Origin of the sequence: Terrimonas sp., from assembly GCF_003075435.1 — a bacterium.
In the GTDB taxonomy this organism is placed as follows: Bacteria; Bacteroidota; Bacteroidia; order Chitinophagales; family Chitinophagaceae; genus Agriterribacter.
This window is the reverse complement of sequence record NZ_QCZJ01000004.1, coordinates 209,285-228,823: the sequence shown is the minus strand read 5'-3', so window position 1 is coordinate 228,823 and position 19,539 is coordinate 209,285. Positions and strand designations below refer to the sequence as shown.

Sequence of the window (19,539 nt, the reverse complement as noted above, 5' to 3'; positions counted from 1 at the left end):
ACCTGGAATTTACCCGGCAGAAGGAGTTAATCTATTTTGAGTATTTTTTCAACAATCGTTTTATCGCTATATACCAGTTTCACAAAATAAATGCCCCGCGAAACGTTCCTTAGGTTTATAGAAATATAATTAGACGTGCCGGCATTTTCATATTCCGCTTTCCATACCATTTGCCCTATGCTGCTGAACACAGCTATGGCTTTTAGCGGTGTGGAAGCATTGTAATGCTGTAAAACCAATGATCCCGTAGTGGGATTGGGCGTGAGTATATATCCTTTTTGCTTAAGCGCAGGGGGAAGCGTAACGCTGTAGATGCGTATATCATCCAGGTAAACATTATTGCCATAGCCATTGATAATCCTGAACCTTACCATCACCTTATCAAATTTACCTGCTATATAGGGAGACAGGTCGAGTGTGTCGGCAACCCATTCGCTTGCAGCAGGCACATAATCTGCGCTGGTATTATCTGCTTTTGTTTTCAGATCATTACCGCCTTTTTTATATGCAGCTACAAAAGTTTGACCACAGTCTGTTGAATATTCAACAACAAGAGAATCGTTGCTGGCCAAAGAAGCCTTGGCGGCAGCCCGCCAAAAGGTTACTTTTACGGAATCCGCTGCGATAGGAATAGCCAGTTCCGGGCTGTTAAGTATAGCGTTTTTACCAAATAACTGGTAATGATAGTTATCAAACTTAACTGATGCATTACCTGAATGCGAAACGCCGGTTACCCTTACCGGGTTATATTCTTTTATATCGCTGGTATTTCCTATACCCCAATCCTGCGGAGGCATTGCGGTTGATTCAAAACCTTCAGATAAAGGAGTGCCTGCGTTTCCTGTTACAGAAAAGATGCTGGTAGCGGTATCATTAGCCACAAACTGATCTGCCGAGCCATTGGGCAGGGTAGTATATATTTTTATGGAATGATGACCTGCGCTGACTGCAACCGCATCTCCTGAAATGGTAGTCGTTTGTAATGACGGTAATGAAAGCGTAACTGTTTTTACAGATGGAGCCTGCCCGTCTACAACCGTATTAATATTTACAGAGGTTAAGGTTGCGCTTCCAATATTTTTAATATGCAATTGGGGTGTAAATGAAGTTGCGCAATTGAGAATGATATTATCAGGAGAAGCTATACGTTGTACTTCCACATCATTACTATATAATAATGGCGGAACACAACCATTGGAAGACAGAAGCGGCGTTAACTCAGCAAAAGAATTCATTGCTGAAGCCATCCTGTCTGTCTGCCCAATAGTGAAAAGGCACATCGCCGCGTCATCTACATAATCCATATAATTCATAAACATAACACCCGGAGCTGCAGCAGTGCAGTTATCTGTTTTAGGATACTCGGGAGTTCCAAAAAAACATACATACTGGTTTGGAGTATCATCAACGTTATCCGAATCACTACAAGATTCAACATTACAACTGTTAGCACCCCAGATATGCGAAAGATTAAAAAAATGCCCTATTTCATGTGTAGCGGTTCTGCCTTTATTAAAGGGAGCTCTTGCAGAGCCTATTGTTCCAAATGCATGGTAAGCTGTTACAAATCCTCTTTCTCCGGCAGCAATACCAAGACCGGGCATAAATGTGTAGCCAAGATCATTCTCATCATCCATTTCACACACCCATATATTGAGATACTTATTTACATCCCAGGCATCAACGCCTCCCATTGCCGAGTATTTCACCGGGTCATTTTCGCCCGGTAGCGATTTGGTAACAGAAGTTATCCTTTCAATACCGGTGGCAGGTGCCCCTTGCGGCGTGCGTTGTGCAAGGCAAAACCGCAGTTCGCTCTTGCCAAATCTTGATTTAAAGGCAGCAGGTATATTAACGGAATCTGCATTTAGTCCGGCATAATCAGCATTCAGTACATCAAGCTGGCTTTGTACCTGGTCGTCGGTAACCTGTGAGGGATCTTCCATTAAAATATGCACAATAACAGGAATAGTAACTGTAGCATTCACTCTTTGCTGCGCCTGCAAACCCTGCCGTTGCTTTCTTACCAGTTCATATTTTTTTTGAAAATCCTGTTGCCGTTTTTCAAAAGCAATTTTTTCCTGCGGGTGTTTTTGAAAATATTTTTCCATCACATCGCCGGTAACGCAGCCGCGATATCTTATGCTGTTATCCTGGGATGATGCAGCATACCAGCCAAAACAAAAAAGCAGTGGTATTATATAGCGTAATATAAAAGTTCTATTCACAAAAAAAAGTTTAACTATTTCATTTTCTTATAGCAGCAGGATAATAATGCAATTATACAGAAAATTGGTGGTCAGCTTTCAGCTTTCAGCCATTAACCCGGCGAAATCTATAAGATTTGAACGCTGCGTAGCCAGGCGGCAACCCTTTAAGATTATAAACACAGCATCTTACAGGTTTACAAAAACAGCAGGCTGTGAGCTTTAAGGCTGAAGGCTGACAGCTGACAGCCCACATCTACATCAGCATTCCCGCAATACATCCGCACATAAGGCAGGCAATAGTTCCGCCTATCAAAGCTTTTACGCCTAATTCCGTTAGGTTCCTGCGCTGGTTGGGCGCCAGTTGACTTATACCTCCAATCTGAATACCAATGGAAGCAAAATTGGCAAAACCGCAAAGCGCATAAGTTGCAATCAGCAATGATTTAGGGTCGGTAATTACATTGCCAGCTTTCATTTTACCCAGGGAAATATAGGCCACAAATTCGTTCAGGATCGTTTTTTCTCCCAATAATTGACCTATGGCAACCATATCCGCTTTTGCAACCCCAATCAACCAGGCAACAGGTGCAAATACGTAGCCGAATATCATTTGTAAAGAAAGTTCATTATAACGCCCTCCTGTAGCCGCTGCAATTTGTGCATTGACATTAGTGATATTGCCTGCCCAGCCAAGCAGGGCATTTACCACATACATCATGGCGGTAAATACAATCAGCATAGCTCCAACGTTCACAGCCAGTTTCAATCCGTCAGTAGTACCAAGCGATAAAGCGTCTAAAAAATTATCACCTAATTTTTCTTTGGGTATAGTTAAGTCTTTGGATACTTCTTCGCTATGTGCCTGTGGGAAAAGCAGTTTTGAGCATACAATAGCGGCCGGCGCACTCATAATAGACTGGCTGAGCATATGCAATGCGAAATAATTTTGCTGTGCAGGATCCGAACCGCCTAAAAAGCCTACATAGGCAGCCAGCACGCTTCCGGCTGTATTGGCCATCCCCCCAACCATTATACAGAGTATTTCACTGCGTGTCATTTTCTCGAGGTAGGGGCGGATCATTAATGGCGCTTCTGTTTGCCCGAGAAAAATATTAGCTGCTGTTGATAGACTTTCCGCGCCGGAAATATTCATCTTATTAAGCAGGTAGGCGAAAACATATACAATTTTCTGAAGAATGCCAAGGTAATAAAGGATTGAAGAAAGCGCGGCAAAGAAAATTATATTAGGCAATACCTGTACTGCAAAAATATAACCCCAACTCTGTTTGTCGTCTGCAATGCTGCCAAATAAAAACTCAGTTCCCTTGTGGCTCAGGTTAAGCAGCTCCACAAAAGCAGACGATACGCCTCCAAGAAAGACTTTAAAGATGTCGGGATTGCATATTCCGGTATAGATGGAAATACAAAGAATGACCGCGTTTGCCAGTATTGACCATTTTAATAATTCGGTGTTGCGCTTTAAAAACTTTATGATAAAAGCTATACCGGCAATGCTCAGTAAAATGGCCATACCTGTATTAGCAAAGCTTGTGCTTCTTATCATTCCGAAAAAAAAGATGAGTTGCCAGGCTATGGCCAATGCGATGCCATTGTAGTTAAACGGTTCTGTACTTTTTACAATACGTTGTAATTTATTAAAGATGATATACAGCAATATGGCACCGAACAACACCCAAAATACAGGCTGCCCTGCAATTTTGGTATTGAGCACTCCCATCGCAAACATTACCTGTGCAAAAATACCGATGCCTACCAGTTTCCAGTTTATTGCTTTTTTATTATTGCTGAGTAAATAACAAACGAGTATTAAAAAACACATGCCCAAAGCGCCACGACTGATGTTTTCAAAATGGGATGTCATGAATTAGTTGGTTTATTGCGGAATTTTACAGGCAATATACGGATTTGAAGGGAGTGAGTAATGTTTAAACGATGAAAAGTTTAAGACGATTCACAGGTGTAAAATAAAAAACCGCTGCCTGCTATTTTGAATCTGCAGACAGCGGAATAATGATACAATGCTGTTTTATTGTTTTACAAAACGTTTTGTAAATCTTGCTTCTTTATCAATTAATGTAAGTATATAAGCCCCCTTTGCCAGGTTTACTATATTTATAGTGTGCATATTTGTTCCCGCGGAAATACTTTGTTCAACAACTTTTTTACCATTCATATCGCTAATTTGTACCAAAGCCCTGCCGCTGTTGTTTGAAACTCTATACCGCAAACTGATATTATTCGCAGCCGGGTTAGGACCAACAGTGAACAATGCCTGTTCGGGAAGCGTTACACTGACTATTTTACTGTATTCAAACTTTTCGTCTAAATCTACCTGTTTTAACCGGTAGTATAATTTTAATGAGCCGGTACCTATAGCTGTTTCATCATTAAATGAATAATTCCTTACCGCATTACTGCTTCCGGAAGCTGCCACTTTACCAACCGGTATAAATGAAATACCATTGTCACTACGTTCCACTATAAAATGAGATGCATTTTGTTCTGAAGCGGTTTTCCAATCCAGTACAACAACGTCATTGGTATACCTTGCTCCAAAATTCAATAAGTCTACAGGCAATGTTGATGAAACTTCAAATTCCCACAAATTATCGTGACTCCAGCGGCCATTGGCATCTAAAGAACGAATAGCAAGCACATGATCTCCTGCTGTTAGAGCTCCGGAATTTACATTTAACTGAATATCGCTGAGATCAGTTCCTGCGGTTATTGTTACGGGGGTGGCATTTCCGTAACCAGGATCAGTATCAATATAATACTCCACGTGTACTATATTTCCCTGCGATCCCGGCCCCTCAAGGTCATCATAAGGCTTTATGATCAGCCAGCGGTTGTCATGGCTCCAGTTGCCATTAGCATCCCTCGCTCTCAATCCTACTATATGCACGCCCTGGGACAATGAGATAGGATTAATATTAAATGCCTGATCAACAAGGTTGGTACCTGGTGATATGGTAATTTCAGTTCCGTTACCATATCCCGGGTCTGCATCAATATAATATTCAACACGGGTTATATTAACCAGCGATCCCGGTCCTTCAAGATCATCGTATGGCTTTATAATAAGCCAGCGGTAATTATAACTCCACTTTCCATCTGCATCAATAGCACGAATGCTTACTACATGCACGCCCGGGTTGAGTATGGCTGGGTTAATATCGAATGTATGATCAGCTATATTGTTCGAGGCAGGTATTGTGATGGAAGTACCATTTCCATACCCGGGATCAGCATCTATAAAATATTCAACCCTTGTTATATTGGATTGACCGAATGCTGAAACCGCGAGCAAACACATACACCACCACCCATGTTTTGAGAAAAAATTTTTCATGGCATTTGTATTGATGGTGATATTAATTATTACTCTTAACACTAAATGTAATAGTGTAAGGGTTGGTTGTAGCTGTGCGGCTTGGCGCGGTAAGCTTATAAAATACCGGTATAGATGGAATGCCTGATAAACGGTAAGGATTTGTGCCACCGAACATACCGCAATCAGTGCCGCCGGCACCGGCGCCAATAGCCGGGCTGCCGGCTTTTAATTGCCACTGGCCATCGGTGCTGTTGCCTGTAGAACCTACAAAAACATTAGACATATCTACACTAAACTGATTGTCTGTGCCACCGGTAATATCATATGCACCTTCAGCAAAGTCGAACAGATTATTTTCAAACAGTGTTCCCGCTGCACCCGTGAATGATGCACCATAGCAAACATTATTCAGAAAATAAATACTGGCGCCTGTTAAATCTACTCCTCCGTTTATTACACAATTACTTACCTGCCCACTACTACCGGCAGGTAAATTGCGTAGATCAAAATATGAAAGATGACAATTCTCTACTCTTAAATTCAAAAGGCGCGTTGTCCCACCATTGCCGGAGGGATGAATTACAACATTATAGCTCTGTATTATCTGCCAGTTGGAGCAATCTCCAGAAATGCTGGAATACACATATACAGTATTACAACGGCGGACTGTAATATCATTTATAGGAACATCTACATAAAGCTGCAGATATCCATTATTATCCCCAATTCCTTCAAAGCTGCTTTCCTCACTACCTGCCAAAAGATGAATTACCAAACCTAAGTTTCCGGTAATTAATTGTAACCCTGTATTAGCATCAGTCCCCGACACAAAATAACCGTACCCCATATATACCAATGGCTTACTGGCATTACCAGTATAGGTATTACCCGGGTAAAACAATAATGTATCTCCCGGATCGGCTTCATCATGTGCTGACTGGAAATCCGCATAATCCGTACCCGTTACCTGCGGGCCGGTATAACCTACCCGGAAAATTTTAGCGTTGCTAACAGATACCATGAAAAAAAAGCAAATGGAAAGCAGTGTGTAAAACCTGTAGTTCATAAAGCAAGTTTTTAAGTTTAAAAAATGATTAAACAGGCACGAAAGAGACGAATGTCTTCTACAGGGTATTTGAAACTATATTAAAAAGAGAGATAAAAAACAGGGATTTCCCCTTTTTTGAGAAGGCTTTACAAGATATGAAATGGATTAAGGAATAATTTGTAATGAAGTTAACTGTATTAAATCAAAAAGCCAAAAAATGTACCCATACATCAAAAAGCCCCCATTGTTTTGGAGGCTTTCTAAACTATTCAAACTATTTATTTTAATACCTGTAATGTTCAGGTTTAAACGGACCTTCTTTGGATATGCCGAGATAATCTGACTGTGCAGTAGTTAACACATCCAGCTCAACGCCAATTTTCTTAAGGTGTAAACGGGCTACTTTTTCATCAAGATGTTTTGGTAACACATATACCTTGTTTTCGTAGCTTTTGTGATTTGTCCACAACTCAATCTGGGCAAGCGTTTGATTGGTAAATGAATTACTCATTACAAAGCTTGGGTGACCGGTTGCACAACCCAGGTTAACCAGGCGGCCTTCAGCCAGCAGGATGATGTCTTTGCCGTCAATAGTATATAAATCTACCTGCGGTTTGATGGTATCTTTTGTATTGCCGTAATTTTTGTTCAGCCATGCTACGTCAATTTCAATATCAAAGTGGCCTATATTACAAACAATAGCTTTATCCTTCATCAGTTTAAAGTGTTCGCCGGTTATGAGGTCGCGGCAGCCGCTTGCTGTTACAATAATATCAGCTTCTTTAACCGCATCAATCATTTTCTTCACTTCAAAACCATCCATTGCTGCCTGCAAAGCGCAGATAGGATCAATTTCGGTAACGATTACACGGCAACCTGCACCTGCCAGTGAAGCAGCAGAACCCTTGCCCACATCACCATAACCACCCACAACAGCTACTTTACCTGCAAGCATTACATCAGTGGCGCGGCGGATAGAATCCACTAAACTTTCTTTACAACCGTACTTGTTATCAAATTTTGATTTGGTAACAGAGTCGTTTACGTTGATAGCAGGAATAGGCAATGTACCCTTTTGCATTCTTTCGTATAAACGGTGAACGCCGGTAGTGGTTTCTTCGCTTAATCCTTTTACATGCTGAATAAGCTCAGGATATTTATCAAATACAATATTGGTAAGATCACCACCATCATCAAGGATCATATTCAACGGGCGGTCAGGGCTGCCGAAAAATAAGGTTTGCTCAATGCACCATTCAGCCTCTTCGTTGGATTGTCCTTTCCATGCATATACACCAATGCCTGCGGCAGCGATAGCGGCTGCGGCATGATCCTGTGTGGAAAATATATTGCAGGAGCTCCATTTTACTTCAGCGCCCAGGGCAATTAATGTTTCAATTAAAACAGCGGTTTGAATGGTCATGTGAAGACAACCAGCTACTCTTGCGCCTTTAAGTGGCTGGGCGGCGCGGTATTCTTCGCGTATGGCCATCAGCCCGGGCATTTCAGCTTCAGCTAATTTAATCTCTTTGCGGCCCCAGGCTGCCAGGCTAATATCTTTTACCTTGTAAGGCAACGTAAAATCAATAGTTGATTTAGATGCTGTTGACATGATTTAAATGTTTTTTAAATATTGAAGAAGATCTGTTTTATAAAAGAATCAGGCAGCAAAACTACAATTACAGAACAGAATATTAGTCATTGATCGTATATTTGGAACAAATACCTGTTTTTTCTATTTAAAAAGAACAAAATTATAGTTGCACATGAAAAAAGCCGTGCAAAAAGAAAATCTGCCTTTGCCTGCACCGGTGCTGGATGATAAGGACATGGCGATACTCAGGCTATTGCAGCAAAATGCGAGGGCTACCGTAAGAGAAATATCAGACACCGTTCACCTGAGCACAACGCCTGTGCATGAAAGAATAAAACGAATGGAAGAAGCAGGTGTGATAAAGCAATATGCTACCCTGCTTGATCATGCAAAGGTGAAAAAAGGGTTGATGGTAATATGCTATGTCTCTTTAAAACAACACAATAAAACAGCCGGGGCTAAGTTTATAAAAGCCATCCAGGAAATGAATGAAGTGGTGGAGTGCTATAATATTTCAGGCGACTTTGATTTTATGCTGAAGGTTATGGCAGAAAACATGGATGACTATTATAATTTTCATGTAAATAAACTGAGTGAAGCGGATAATATAGGTAATGTGCAGAGCGTATTTGTGATGGGAGTGATAAAACAAACGCACCAGCTGGTGTATTAAAGCGTTTATGGTTTATCGTTACAAACTTCAAACCGGGAACCCTCAACTATAAACTACAAACCAAAAACAACAAACTATACATATGCTGAGCAACACCGCCATTATTATTATTGCTGTAGTGATTATAATCTGTTTTCTTGCCCTGTATTTTTTTACATACAGAACTGATATAAAAATTGGTAAAGAGCTGGAAAAAAAATCTGTTGCCGATTCAGCATTGCAGTTGCAGGCTTATGAGCGCCTTACTATATTAACCGAACGTATTTCATTAAAAAACCTGCTCTCCCGTATATCTCCTGCCGATATGCAGGTAGGCGTATATCAATCATTGCTGGTTGAAAGCATTAAGCAGGAGTATGAATATAACCTCTCCCAGCAGTTATATGTATCAAACCAGGTATGGGAAGCATTAACCAATCTGAAAGAACAGAATATTTTTATTATTCACCAGTTAGCCGGCACGCTCCCCGCCAATGCACCTGGTATTGAATTAAGTAAACGTATGCTTGAATTGCTCGACGCCGATCCTAAAACGTCGCTGCATTTTGTAGTGCTCGACGCGTTGAAGTTTGAAGCAGGAAAAATAATGAAAGGTAAATAGCGTTGTACCCGGCGGTGTATAATACACATAGCAGGTGCAGGTAGTTTTATTTTTTATGAAGCCATCGTTATACCCCTGATTGCACATTTGAGGCGACGCTCCGTTCATCTGCATATCCCTGATCATCTTTTAAAAGAACCATCTGCCTGTAAGCAGCAACCCGAAACATGTAACCCGAAACCTGCAATCCGCAACCACTTACTACTTACTATTTTATTACCTTTGCTGTCCTTAAAAAAAGCAGGATGTACAGAACACATACATGTGGAGCATTGAGCATACAGGAAGCAGGCAAAACAGTTACACTGGCAGGCTGGGTGCAAACCATCAGGAAATTTGGCGCTATTACTTTTGTTGACCTCCGCGACCGTTATGGCATAACACAACTTTTGTTTGGAGAAGAACTAAACCGGGAACTTGAAAACAATCCCTTAGGCCGTGAATTTGTATTGCAGGTAACCGGAACCGTTAAGGAACGTAGCAGTAAAAATCCTCAACTGCTAACAGGTGATATTGAAATAACCGTTACATCATTCACTATTTTAAATAAATCTGTTACCCCGCCATTTACCATACAGGATGATACTGATGGAGGTGATGATCTGCGGATGAAATATCGTTATCTCGATTTAAGGCGCAACGTGGTAAAACAAAACCTTGAGCTGCGATATGCGGTAAACAGGGCTGCGAGAAATTACCTGCATGAAAATGGTTTCATGGATATTGAAACACCTTTTCTCATTAAATCTACCCCCGAAGGCGCCAGGGATTTTGTGGTTCCTTCCCGCATGAATGAGGGACAATTTTATGCCTTGCCCCAAAGCCCGCAAACTTTTAAGCAATTATTAATGGTGAGTGGTTACGACCGCTATTACCAGGTTGTAAAATGTTTCAGAGACGAGGATTTGCGCGCCGACCGCCAGCCCGAGTTTACACAGATAGATTGTGAAATGAGCTTTGTGGAACAGGAAGACATATTGAATATGTTTGAAGGGCTGATCAAATACATTTTTAAAGAAGTAAAAGGTATAAGCTACACAGATGCTGTTGAACGCATGACCTGGGAAGAAGCCATGTGGCAATATGGAAATGACAAGCCCGATATCCGCTTTGGAATGCAGATGGCTAATCTCAAATTTCCTGCATATACTTTTCCTTCAAAAACACCTGCAATAGCAAATGGATTACCTGCAGGGTTTAAAGTATTTGATGAAGCCGAGACTGTGGTAGCTATAGCAGTGCCCGGGTGCAGCGAATACAGCCGCAAACAAACAGATGAACTAACGGAATGGGTTAAACGACCACAGATCGGCATGAAGGGGCTCGCCTTTATAAAATGTAATGCTGATGGAACATATAAAAGTAGTTTTGATAAGTTTTTTACTGAAGAGCAATTAAAAGCTATAGCCGGTGCAGCACAGGCTAACGCCGGCGACCTTATATTGATACTTGCCGGTGCGGAAGAAAGAACGCGTAAGGCTATCAGTGAATTACGACTGGAAATGGGCAAAAAACTGGGGCTTAGAAAAGAGGATGAGTTTAAATTGTTGTGGGTGCTTGATTTTCCTTTGTTTGAATACAGCGAAGAAGATAACCTGACTGGCGGACAGGCAGGCCGTTGGGTAGCAAGGCATCATCCGTTTACATCGCCAAAGCCATCTGATATAGCAACGATGATCAGCAATTCGCCGGTAATAAAAGATGCTGCCAATTACCTTGCGCATCCTTATGCCAACATCAAAGCGAATGCTTATGATATGGTATTGAACGGAAATGAAATTGGCGGTGGCTCTATAAGGATATTCCAGAGAGCATTACAGGAAAAAATGTTTGCGGCGCTGGGTATGAGTCATGATGAAGCTATTCACAAATTCGGGTTTTTATTAGGGGCATTTGAATATGGCGCTCCTCCGCATGGTGGCATTGCTTTTGGCTTCGACAGGCTTTGTGCTATACTCGGTGGCAGTGAAAGCATACGCGATTTTATTGCTTTCCCTAAAAACAACAGCGGCCGTGATGTAATGCTTGATGCTCCTTCAACAATAGATGATAAACAACTGGATGAGCTTTCAATTATTTTAAAAGATAAATAGTACGCATGAAAACCGCGTTAAAAATAACGAATGTCCTTTCCTGGATCAATATAATTATTGCAGGAATACTGGTGCTGGGTGGTTTGATAGGCACATTAATGTCAGCCGGAGCATTAACTATGCTCCTGTCTGTTGTACTTACAGGCTCAATCGTTTTACACAGTTATGCTACACTGCAATTAAGAAAAAGCATACTTAATCCTGAAATACCATTGAGCAACCAGACATCAGGAGGATTAAGAATGGTTGGATTTGTGGCTTTGTTTTTTGCCATCATGAATATAATGAGCGCAGTGATGATCATTCAGAATGCACCTGAAGCAGCAAAACAAATTACATTGCCCTTTAAGCCAGAAGGATTTGATATAGTAGCAGCTATCAAATTCACAGGCATATTCTCTCTCCTCTTCAGTATTGGTGTGGCAGCTAATGTGATGCTTAGTTTCCAGTTATTGAGAGGATATATGGCAGGGAAGAAGATCTGAGATTGGAGCGTAAGGAGAGGCTCCCTGAAAATGTAAAAGCTTTTCCTGCAGCGTATTTTAAAAGATCATTGTCTCATTTCCCGCGTTTATTCAAAAATATGTTAGAAGTGAGTTTAAATGATTTGCTTATATAGATTCTCTTATTAAGGTATGCTTCGCCCTGTGGACCAGCCTGCCATTCAATCTCAGATTTTCAGATTTGCACCGTTGCACCCAACCAGGCCATCATACCCGCACCAAGTTCTATAGCATCCTCATCAATATTAAAAGTTGGTGTGTGCACGCCTGATATTATCCCCTTGCTCACATTACCTGCTCCAAGCCTGTAAAAACAACCGGGAATAACCTGCGAATAATAACCGAAATCTTCGGCGCCCATTCTCAACTCAGACTCCTCTATATTCGAAGCACCGGCGTAATCTGCAGCAAAGGATTCTACAACAGTATTAAGCTTTTCGTCATTATATACAGTGGGGTAGCCTACATCTATATGAAGATCTATCTCAGCACCCATGCTATGTACAAGCTCTGTAGCCAACTTACGGATAAGCGTATGCGCTTCAAAACGCCATTGTTCATCCATAGCCCTGAAAGTGCCCATCAGCTTCACTTCGCTCGGAATAACGTTAGTGGTATAGCCACCCTGAAAAGATGTTATAGATAATACCGATGGCGAAAAAGGGTTCCGGTTTCTGCTGATGATCTGCTGCAATGCCACCACCAGTTGAGCAGCAATAAGTATAGTATCAGCTGTTTGTTGCGGAGCAGCGGCATGCCCTCCTTTACTTTTTATCGTGATGTATATTTCATCAGCGCTCGCCATTATCTTACCTCCGCGGAAGCGGTATTTTCCTGTTTCAAGCTGGGGGTGCACATGTAATCCTAATATAGCCGAAGGCTTTGGATTTTCCAGCACACCTTCTTTAATCATCAAGCTCGCCCCTCCCGGATTTTTTTCTTCCCCTGGTTGAAAAATGAACTTAATAGTTCCTTCCCAATCATTTTTTGTTTCATTCAAAATCTTTGCAGCTCCCAACAAACAGGTAGTATGCACATCATGCCCGCAGGCGTGCATTACGCCGGGGTTCCTGGATTTATAAGGCACATCATTTTCTTCAGTTATGGGTAACGCATCCATATCAGCACGTAATGCAATAATCCTTTTACCAGGATTTTTTCCTTTCAGCAACCCAACAACGCCTGTTGTTGCTTTTATCTCAAAAGGAATATGTAAAGCAGATAATTTATCCTGCACAAATTTTGATGTTTCAAACTCTTTATAGCTCAATTCGGGATTCGCATGAATATGATGACGTATAGCTATCAATTCAGGTGCATATTGCGATGCCAGCGCTTTTATCTTCTCTTTTAACATTGCACAAAGATAATGAGGAGAAAGCTATTGTTTATGGTTTGTAGTTTGGGGTTTAAGAACATAAACTGCAGCCCATAACTCACAGCAGGCTGCCATTCCTCTGCATATACTCCTGCAGCATAATGGTGGCTGCTATTTCATCAACAGTTCCTTTATCACGCCGTTGCTTTTTTTTCATTCCCATATCAATCATAGCCTGCTTAGCCATACTTGAAGTGTACCGTTCATCAACGGTTTCAACGGGTATAGCGGGAAAGCTCTTTTTAATACGCTCAATTATTTTTTTCACTAACGGGGTAGCATGCGTATCGGAATCATCCAGGTTTTTGGGTTCACCTATTATTATCTTTTCTACTTCTTCTTTCTGAAAATAGCCAGTCAGGAAATTAATGAGTTGCGGCGATTCAACTGTAGTTAACCCGCTTGCAATGATCTGCAAAGGATCTGTAACAGCGATGCCGGTGCGCTTTAGTCCGTAATCAATAGCCATTATGCGAGCCATGCGCAAATATACAAAGCTGAGCGACTTTAAAGCCGGCAGGTGCATACCAGCGCCGATTATTTAGCCAGCTCAAGCCCAAAAATAAGTGGTGAAGTATTTACCAAAGCATGCAGTAAGGCACAATAAAAAACATTTTTCGTTTTCAGGTATACGTATCCGTAAGCCCAGCCGCCTATGCAGGCCAATCCGGTAAATATGATTGACCCGGAATGATAATGCACCAACCCAAAAATCACGCTTGTGATTGCGAGCGCCGTATAATCACCCATTCTGCCAACAGGCTTTTTTTCCAACCCGTAAGCAACTCCAAACAACAGCATTGTTATAAGCGCAGGAAACCAATGCATGCCTCCTTTTAAAGTGTAACCGGCAAGCAACGCAACCGGTATAAGTATAATTAAACCCCAGCGCCACCCGGCTTTCCAGAAAGCCGCCTGCCCAATGCGCTTACCCAACATATTTTGTAATAATCCACGAAAAACCAGCTCCTCAAATAAAGCAGTATGCAAAAAAATGGCAATAAACCGGATACCTGTTTTTTCTATGTAAGGGTAGTTGAGTTGACGATCTGCAGATAACCTGATAAAATCTACACCATAACCAATGGCAAAAACAAAAAGGTAAAATGCAATCCAAACCCATAGCGTGGTAAAAAGGTATTTCCACCTGAAAACAGGATAACAGCCTGTATCTTCAAGATTCCTGACGATAACAAATGCAAAAATCGCGGTGAGCATTACGGCAATACGGTACACAGAATCAAAAGTGCCGCTTTTGTAAGGCAGATCAGCATCAATATTTATTTTTACCAATGTTACCGGGAAAAAGAAAAGGACAAACGTAAGGAAATCAACCCAGTTAATTTGCGGGCTCTTGCTGTTTTTTACAGCAAAAACCAACACAGGAAAAAATAAAAGATACGGTACAAGAAAAACTGTTCCCATAAATGGATTATCACCATTAAGTATGATATACCCGTAATACACCACGATCAATAAAAGCGGGAATAACATAATATACCTGATATCTCCCTGCATCCGCTCCCGCAGCCAGCCAGACACCTGCGGTCTGCCCAGTGTAAAAAAGATAAAATACAGTATTACAAAAAACGGAAGGGCAAGAAAAATTGCTGACGCAGTACTATAGGTTGATGCTATTAAAATGAAAAGCATTGACAGGAGCAGCGTATATATACCTCCGGTAATAAGCGCTCTTTTAAGCGAAGATTGATAAGCCATAAACAGGGTTTAGAAATATATCAGTTGAATTATATGCAATGCTATTTCAAAAACATATCTCCTATCACAAACACAGCAAACACAACACTTGCAATACCGTTCGCCGTCATGAATGCAATATTCACACGCCTCAGATCATTGGGTTTTACAATAGAATGCTGGTAAATAAGCATACCGGCAAAAACCGCTACACCCATCCAGTAAAACAACCCGAAGCTGCCATATATTCCCGCAATTATAACAAGCAGCGCGGATAATATATGCAGTAGCTCTGAAACCCTTAATGCTCTTGTTTTACCAAGGGCGGCTGGTATGGAATGAAGATCGTTCGATTTGTCAAACTCTTCATCCTGCAGGGCATAAATAATATCAAACCCACTTACCCAAAATAACACAGCAAAGGAAAACAGAACAGGCAACCAATCGAACCTGTTTGCAACTGCAAGATAAGCGCCGATAGGTGCAAGGCTTAACCCCAAACCTAACACCAGGTGACATAAAGCTGTAAATCTTTTGGTATAGCTATACCCCAGCACAACCAATAATGCCACAGGTGCTAAAAAAAAACAAAGCTTATTGATAAAAAATGTAGTAACAATAAAAAGTACACTGCAAACAATAGTGAACAACAACGCGCTGTTAGCTTTGATTATTCCCACCGGAATTTCTCTTATCGCCGTCCTGGGGTTTTTTGCGTCAAAGCTTTTATCAAGATAGCGGTTAAATGCCATTGCGGCCGAGCGGGCGAAAACCATGCAAAGGACTACGAGAAATAATTTTTTGAATATGTACGAATATAGAACCATTTCGCTCCACCCCCAACTGATAGTGTAATCAGACGTTTCCTGGTGAGAAAAAGGAGATTGATTAAAAAAGCCCAGGCAAAAACCGATCATCGCAAAGGGCATTGCAAATATGGTATGGGAAAACTTTATAAGGGAAAGGTAATTTTTAACGGTTGACATCGTACAAATGTACAAATTGGTTGATTTATACAAATACAAAACCCACTGTATTCAGCAGTGGGCTTTGTTATAGCAGTGTTATTATAGTGATTACTCTACAATAAATTCACCTTTCATAAATCCGTAGTGACCGGGGAAACTACAGATAAAAGGATAAGTGCCTGCTGCAGGAGCAGTAAATTCAATAGTATCGCTTTCGCCACCACCAATAAGTTTGGTATGCGCTATAATATTTGCAGATTCTGATGCAGGAATATACTCTGTTGCTTTTGCGTCAACAGCTTTTGCAGCAAAAGCAGCAATATCAGTACCTGATTTCAGTATCACCAGGTTATGTCCCATTGCTTCTTTAGCAAGTTTACCTTCATGGTGTAAAGTAATTTTAACTTTCTGACCTGCTTTGGCGCGAAGCTCTGCTTTGTCAAACTTCATTAAATCATTACCTGTAATTTCAAGAACTGCCTCATCAGAAGCAGGAGCAGTAGTTTCTGCAGGCGTTTCTGTTTTTGGCTCTTCGGCAGGCTGGTCAGCTTTCTTTGACTCATCGCCACCACCGCATGCTGCAAGACTTACAACACCGGCAATCATTGCGTATTTAATTAATTTCATGGCTTAAAAAATTTTTTGCAAATGTACGGCGCAAATCTGAAAGGAAAAGGAAAATTATAGAGGTTTTATTATGAAAACAATGCATCACGCTTTTCTTTTGCCTTTGTTGCAGCAGTAACTTTCAGTGTATGTGCGTGATGTGTATTCATAAGCAGAAGACCGCACCACCACGCACCGGTGCTGTATGGATTTCTGAAGAAGAGGTATGGAGAGCAGGAAGAGGGCAAACACTTCTGCGCTTTCTCCGGGTGAACATACTTACCTTCTACTGATTATTTTGCGTATTTTTAATATGCAAGCAATTATCTTCTTTAGCCTGCAGTAACACCATTTTCCAAACGTATGGGTATGCAAGAGCCTTTGATCATTCATTATACAAATCCGGGCACATGGCTTCCGGAGGTTACTGCTTCATTAAAGGCTACTATTAATGAAAACAGCCTGTCGTTTGATAATGAAATTGGTAAAGGCACCATTTATAAAGTAGATATTGACTGGGGACTTGGCGTGCGGAAAATGAAAGCATTTTTTCACCAACCTGTGATATTTGAACGCGACCCGGTACCTGATTTTGATAAAGGTCATTATATACTTTTATCGAACCTGGGTGAGCAATCTATAGAAACTACTATTACTGATCAACAATTTGAATTAGGCTATACCAGCGAGGAAGGAATATACTTCAGCTCTCCTTTGCTTTCTTCTTCATTTTTTATTGAGCCGGGAAAAAATTATCATGTCATATACATTATTATTTCTCACGACAGGGTTAAAGATTTTATAGCGAGGCAACCCGAAAGGCAACACGACCTGCTTCAATCAATTATTGATAAGGACAAACCCATTTACCATGTGGAATATCTTGATGCATCCCTGCTTCAGATGCTTAAAGATATTGACGAAGAAATGAATGATGACAGGCTTAATAATCTTCTCATACATTCAAGAACGCTTGAGTTTTGTTACCAGATATTAAGCAGGATTGAACAAAGAAATGCTTCCGATGTTGTCAAAATTCACCCTGATGACGTTGTGAAACTCAAAGAAGTAAGAAAGCAATTATCCGAAGGATACAAGCTCGGGTGTCCTCCTATAGAAGAAATGGCGAAGAGAACAGGCATGTCTCCTACCAAGTTTAAAAAATTATTCAGGCAAATGTTTGGTCAGTCTTATTATCAATACTACAAAAATGTGCGGATGTATAAGGCTAAAGAATTGCTTGAAAAACGAAAAATGAATGTATCAGAAGTAGGATACCTGCTGGGCTATAATAATCTCAGCAAATTTTCAAGAGCCTTTAAGAGTAAATTTAAAATTACCCCTGGCAAAATCAACAGCAATTAATCTTCCGGTTTCAAATACAACTTCCCTTTAACAGTGTCTTTTAGGAGCAATATTATGCCTCAGTGGGCTAACAGCAAGCCTGTTTACCCCTATATCTTTGCACCGCATTTGAAATAATCCTCAATCCATTGGAACTTATTAATGCGATCAGTGCCCTGTGAAACCTTGTTTGCACAATAACATCGCTTTTTAAAATCATATTCTGTAACTCCGGTGAAAAACCGATGGATTGAGGGGTTTCACGGTTAACTGTGTCTTGAAGCGCAAGCTTCGAGCACAGTTTTTTTTAAAATCAGCAATGTTTGCATGCCTATAAACCCACGAGGCTGCCCGTTAAAAGACAGCCTCTTCTCATTATCAGTATTTTCAAAAATCCGTACCCTATTTCTGATCTTCCGGTTTTTTACAACAGGTGGGCAGTGCTTTATAAGAATCTTCATTTGCCTTTACATCATCAGCGTCGTATCCTGCATTGGCAATGCCGGTTTTTACATTTTCAATATTTGTTCTTTCAGGCAGGTAAGTAATTGTAGTAACTTTTCTTTTAAAGTCAACATTGATTTTAGATATCCCCTCCTCCTGCTTCATATAATTTTCAATCTTTTTTTTGCACTGCTCACATTGTACAGTTGGCGTTGAAATTTTTACCGTAACCGGTTTTTTAGGTTGCTGCGCATTTACACTCATTGTTATTCCGCAGATAAATGCGAGGAGAACGAATATTCTTTTCATTGGTATAGTTTTACTGGTTTAATTATAATACAGAAAGATACACAATTTCTTAAACAACAGTTTATGCACCTGTCCATTGCGCCGGGTTTTCCCGCCAGTTTAACAAGGTATTTTCATTATCTGCCGTTACAATATTCTTTTCCAGTGCAAGCGCTATCAGCGTGTTGTAGTTAGTAAGCGATTTAAGCGTAACCCCTGCTTTTGCGAACGCCTCCGCGGCTACGTCAAAACCATAGGTAAATATTGATACCATTCCTTCCACCTGTAACCCCTGCTGCTTCAGCACATCACAAACCTGCAGGCTGCTTTTACCGGTTGAAATAAGGTCTTCCACCACCACAACTTTTTGCCCTGCTTCATAATATCCTTCGATCTGGTTACCCAAACCATGTTCTTTGGGCTTAGGTCTTACATAAATAAAAGGAAGCTTTAACTGGTCCGCTGCCATGGCGCCCCATGCAATACCGGCAGTAGCAACGCCGGCCAACAGATCCGCATCCGGGAAACTTTCAAAAATCACATTGCATAGCTCAGATTTTACAAAATCCCTGATATAGGGAAATGATAATGTTTTACGGTTATCACAATAGATAGGACTTTTCCACCCGGACGCCCATGTAAAAGGTTGTTGGGGATTCAGCCGGATAGCATTAATTTGTAGCAGCTTTTCGGCGACGGCTTTTTCGTTTGTCATGCTGCGAAAATAATACAATTG

At 40.9% G+C, this 19,539-nt stretch carries 17 protein-coding genes; 5 read left to right on the top strand and 12 right to left on the bottom strand.

What is annotated here, in order from left to right; translation table 11 throughout:
- Window positions 1–26: 26 nt before the first annotated feature.
- The 5 genes from DC498_RS06950 to ahcY all read right to left on the bottom strand — a co-directional run bounded on the left by DC498_RS06950 (window position 27) and on the right by ahcY (window position 8,225).
- Window positions 27–2,228, bottom strand: coding sequence for a zinc-dependent metalloprotease (locus DC498_RS06950; RefSeq protein ID WP_116873420.1), 2,202 nt, complete (start codon window positions 2,226–2,228; stop codon window positions 27–29).
- Window positions 2,229–2,463: 235 nt separating this feature from the next.
- A complete protein-coding gene (locus tag DC498_RS06945; RefSeq protein WP_116873419.1) occupies window positions 2,464–4,092 on the bottom strand; it encodes a nucleoside transporter C-terminal domain-containing protein in 1,629 nt (542 codons plus the stop codon).
- A gap of 165 nt (window positions 4,093–4,257) precedes the next feature.
- Complete coding sequence (locus tag DC498_RS06940; protein ID WP_133176780.1) at window positions 4,258–5,583, bottom strand: T9SS type A sorting domain-containing protein; 1,326 nt, start codon at window positions 5,581–5,583, stop codon at window positions 4,258–4,260.
- A gap of 22 nt (window positions 5,584–5,605) precedes the next feature.
- Complete coding sequence (locus tag DC498_RS06935) at window positions 5,606–6,631, bottom strand: hypothetical protein (RefSeq protein WP_116873417.1); 1,026 nt, start codon at window positions 6,629–6,631, stop codon at window positions 5,606–5,608.
- A gap of 265 nt (window positions 6,632–6,896) precedes the next feature.
- Window positions 6,897–8,225 carry an adenosylhomocysteinase gene (gene ahcY, locus DC498_RS06930; RefSeq protein WP_116873416.1) on the bottom strand — a complete coding sequence of 443 codons (1,329 nt, stop codon included), beginning with the start codon at window positions 8,223–8,225 and terminating at the stop codon, window positions 6,897–6,899.
- Between the two features lie 154 nt (window positions 8,226–8,379).
- On the opposite strand from ahcY, the gene DC498_RS06925 reads away from it, so the two are divergent.
- The 4 genes from DC498_RS06925 to DC498_RS06910 all read left to right on the top strand — a co-directional run bounded on the left by DC498_RS06925 (window position 8,380) and on the right by DC498_RS06910 (window position 12,059).
- Entirely contained in the window at window positions 8,380–8,880 is a 501-nt protein-coding gene (locus tag DC498_RS06925; RefSeq protein WP_116873415.1) for an Lrp/AsnC family transcriptional regulator, read from the top strand.
- Window positions 8,881–8,962: 82 nt separating this feature from the next.
- On the top strand, window positions 8,963–9,481 hold the full coding sequence (locus tag DC498_RS06920; RefSeq protein ID WP_116873414.1) for a DUF7935 family protein: 519 nt from the start codon (window positions 8,963–8,965) through the stop codon (window positions 9,479–9,481).
- Window positions 9,482–9,726: 245 nt separating this feature from the next.
- Window positions 9,727–11,574: an aspartate--tRNA ligase gene (aspS, locus tag DC498_RS06915; protein WP_116873413.1), complete on the top strand. Its 1,848-nt coding sequence runs from the start codon at window positions 9,727–9,729 to the stop codon at window positions 11,572–11,574.
- Window positions 11,575–11,579: 5 nt separating this feature from the next.
- The gene (locus tag DC498_RS06910; protein WP_116873412.1) at window positions 11,580–12,059 is read left to right on the top strand and encodes a hypothetical protein; all 480 of its coding nucleotides are present in this window, start codon (window positions 11,580–11,582) and stop codon (window positions 12,057–12,059) included.
- A gap of 193 nt (window positions 12,060–12,252) precedes the next feature.
- Here the strand turns inward: DC498_RS06910 and DC498_RS06905 are convergent, their stop codons facing one another.
- The 5 genes from DC498_RS06905 to DC498_RS06885 form a co-directional block, all read right to left on the bottom strand.
- Entirely contained in the window at window positions 12,253–13,434 is a 1,182-nt protein-coding gene (locus DC498_RS06905) for a M20 metallopeptidase family protein (protein WP_116873411.1), read from the bottom strand.
- 79 nt (window positions 13,435–13,513) lie between these two features.
- Window positions 13,514–13,936 (bottom strand): Holliday junction resolvase RuvX, encoded by a 423-nt coding sequence (ruvX, locus tag DC498_RS06900; RefSeq protein WP_116873484.1) that lies wholly within the window; start codon window positions 13,934–13,936, stop codon window positions 13,514–13,516.
- A 56-nt stretch (window positions 13,937–13,992) separates the two neighbouring features.
- Complete coding sequence (locus DC498_RS06895) at window positions 13,993–15,174, bottom strand: CPBP family intramembrane glutamic endopeptidase (RefSeq protein ID WP_116873410.1); 1,182 nt, start codon at window positions 15,172–15,174, stop codon at window positions 13,993–13,995.
- Between the two features lie 41 nt (window positions 15,175–15,215).
- Window positions 15,216–16,139 (bottom strand): UbiA-like polyprenyltransferase, encoded by a 924-nt coding sequence (locus DC498_RS06890; protein ID WP_116873409.1) that lies wholly within the window; start codon window positions 16,137–16,139, stop codon window positions 15,216–15,218.
- 90 nt (window positions 16,140–16,229) lie between these two features.
- Window positions 16,230–16,748: a plastocyanin/azurin family copper-binding protein gene (locus DC498_RS06885; RefSeq protein WP_165813779.1), complete on the bottom strand. Its 519-nt coding sequence runs from the start codon at window positions 16,746–16,748 to the stop codon at window positions 16,230–16,232.
- Window positions 16,749–17,096: 348 nt separating this feature from the next.
- Between DC498_RS06885 and DC498_RS06880 the strand changes: the two genes are divergently transcribed.
- A complete protein-coding gene (locus DC498_RS06880; protein WP_165813778.1) occupies window positions 17,097–18,092 on the top strand; it encodes a helix-turn-helix domain-containing protein in 996 nt (331 codons plus the stop codon).
- A 381-nt stretch (window positions 18,093–18,473) separates the two neighbouring features.
- On the opposite strand, the gene DC498_RS06875 is transcribed toward DC498_RS06880, so the two are convergent.
- Together DC498_RS06875 and pyrE are read right to left on the bottom strand one after the other, a co-directional pair.
- Window positions 18,474–18,824 (bottom strand): heavy-metal-associated domain-containing protein, encoded by a 351-nt coding sequence (locus DC498_RS06875; protein WP_116873407.1) that lies wholly within the window; start codon window positions 18,822–18,824, stop codon window positions 18,474–18,476.
- A 61-nt stretch (window positions 18,825–18,885) separates the two neighbouring features.
- On the bottom strand, window positions 18,886–19,518 hold the full coding sequence (pyrE, locus tag DC498_RS06870) for an orotate phosphoribosyltransferase (RefSeq protein WP_116873406.1): 633 nt from the start codon (window positions 19,516–19,518) through the stop codon (window positions 18,886–18,888).
- Window positions 19,519–19,539 lie beyond the last annotated feature (21 nt).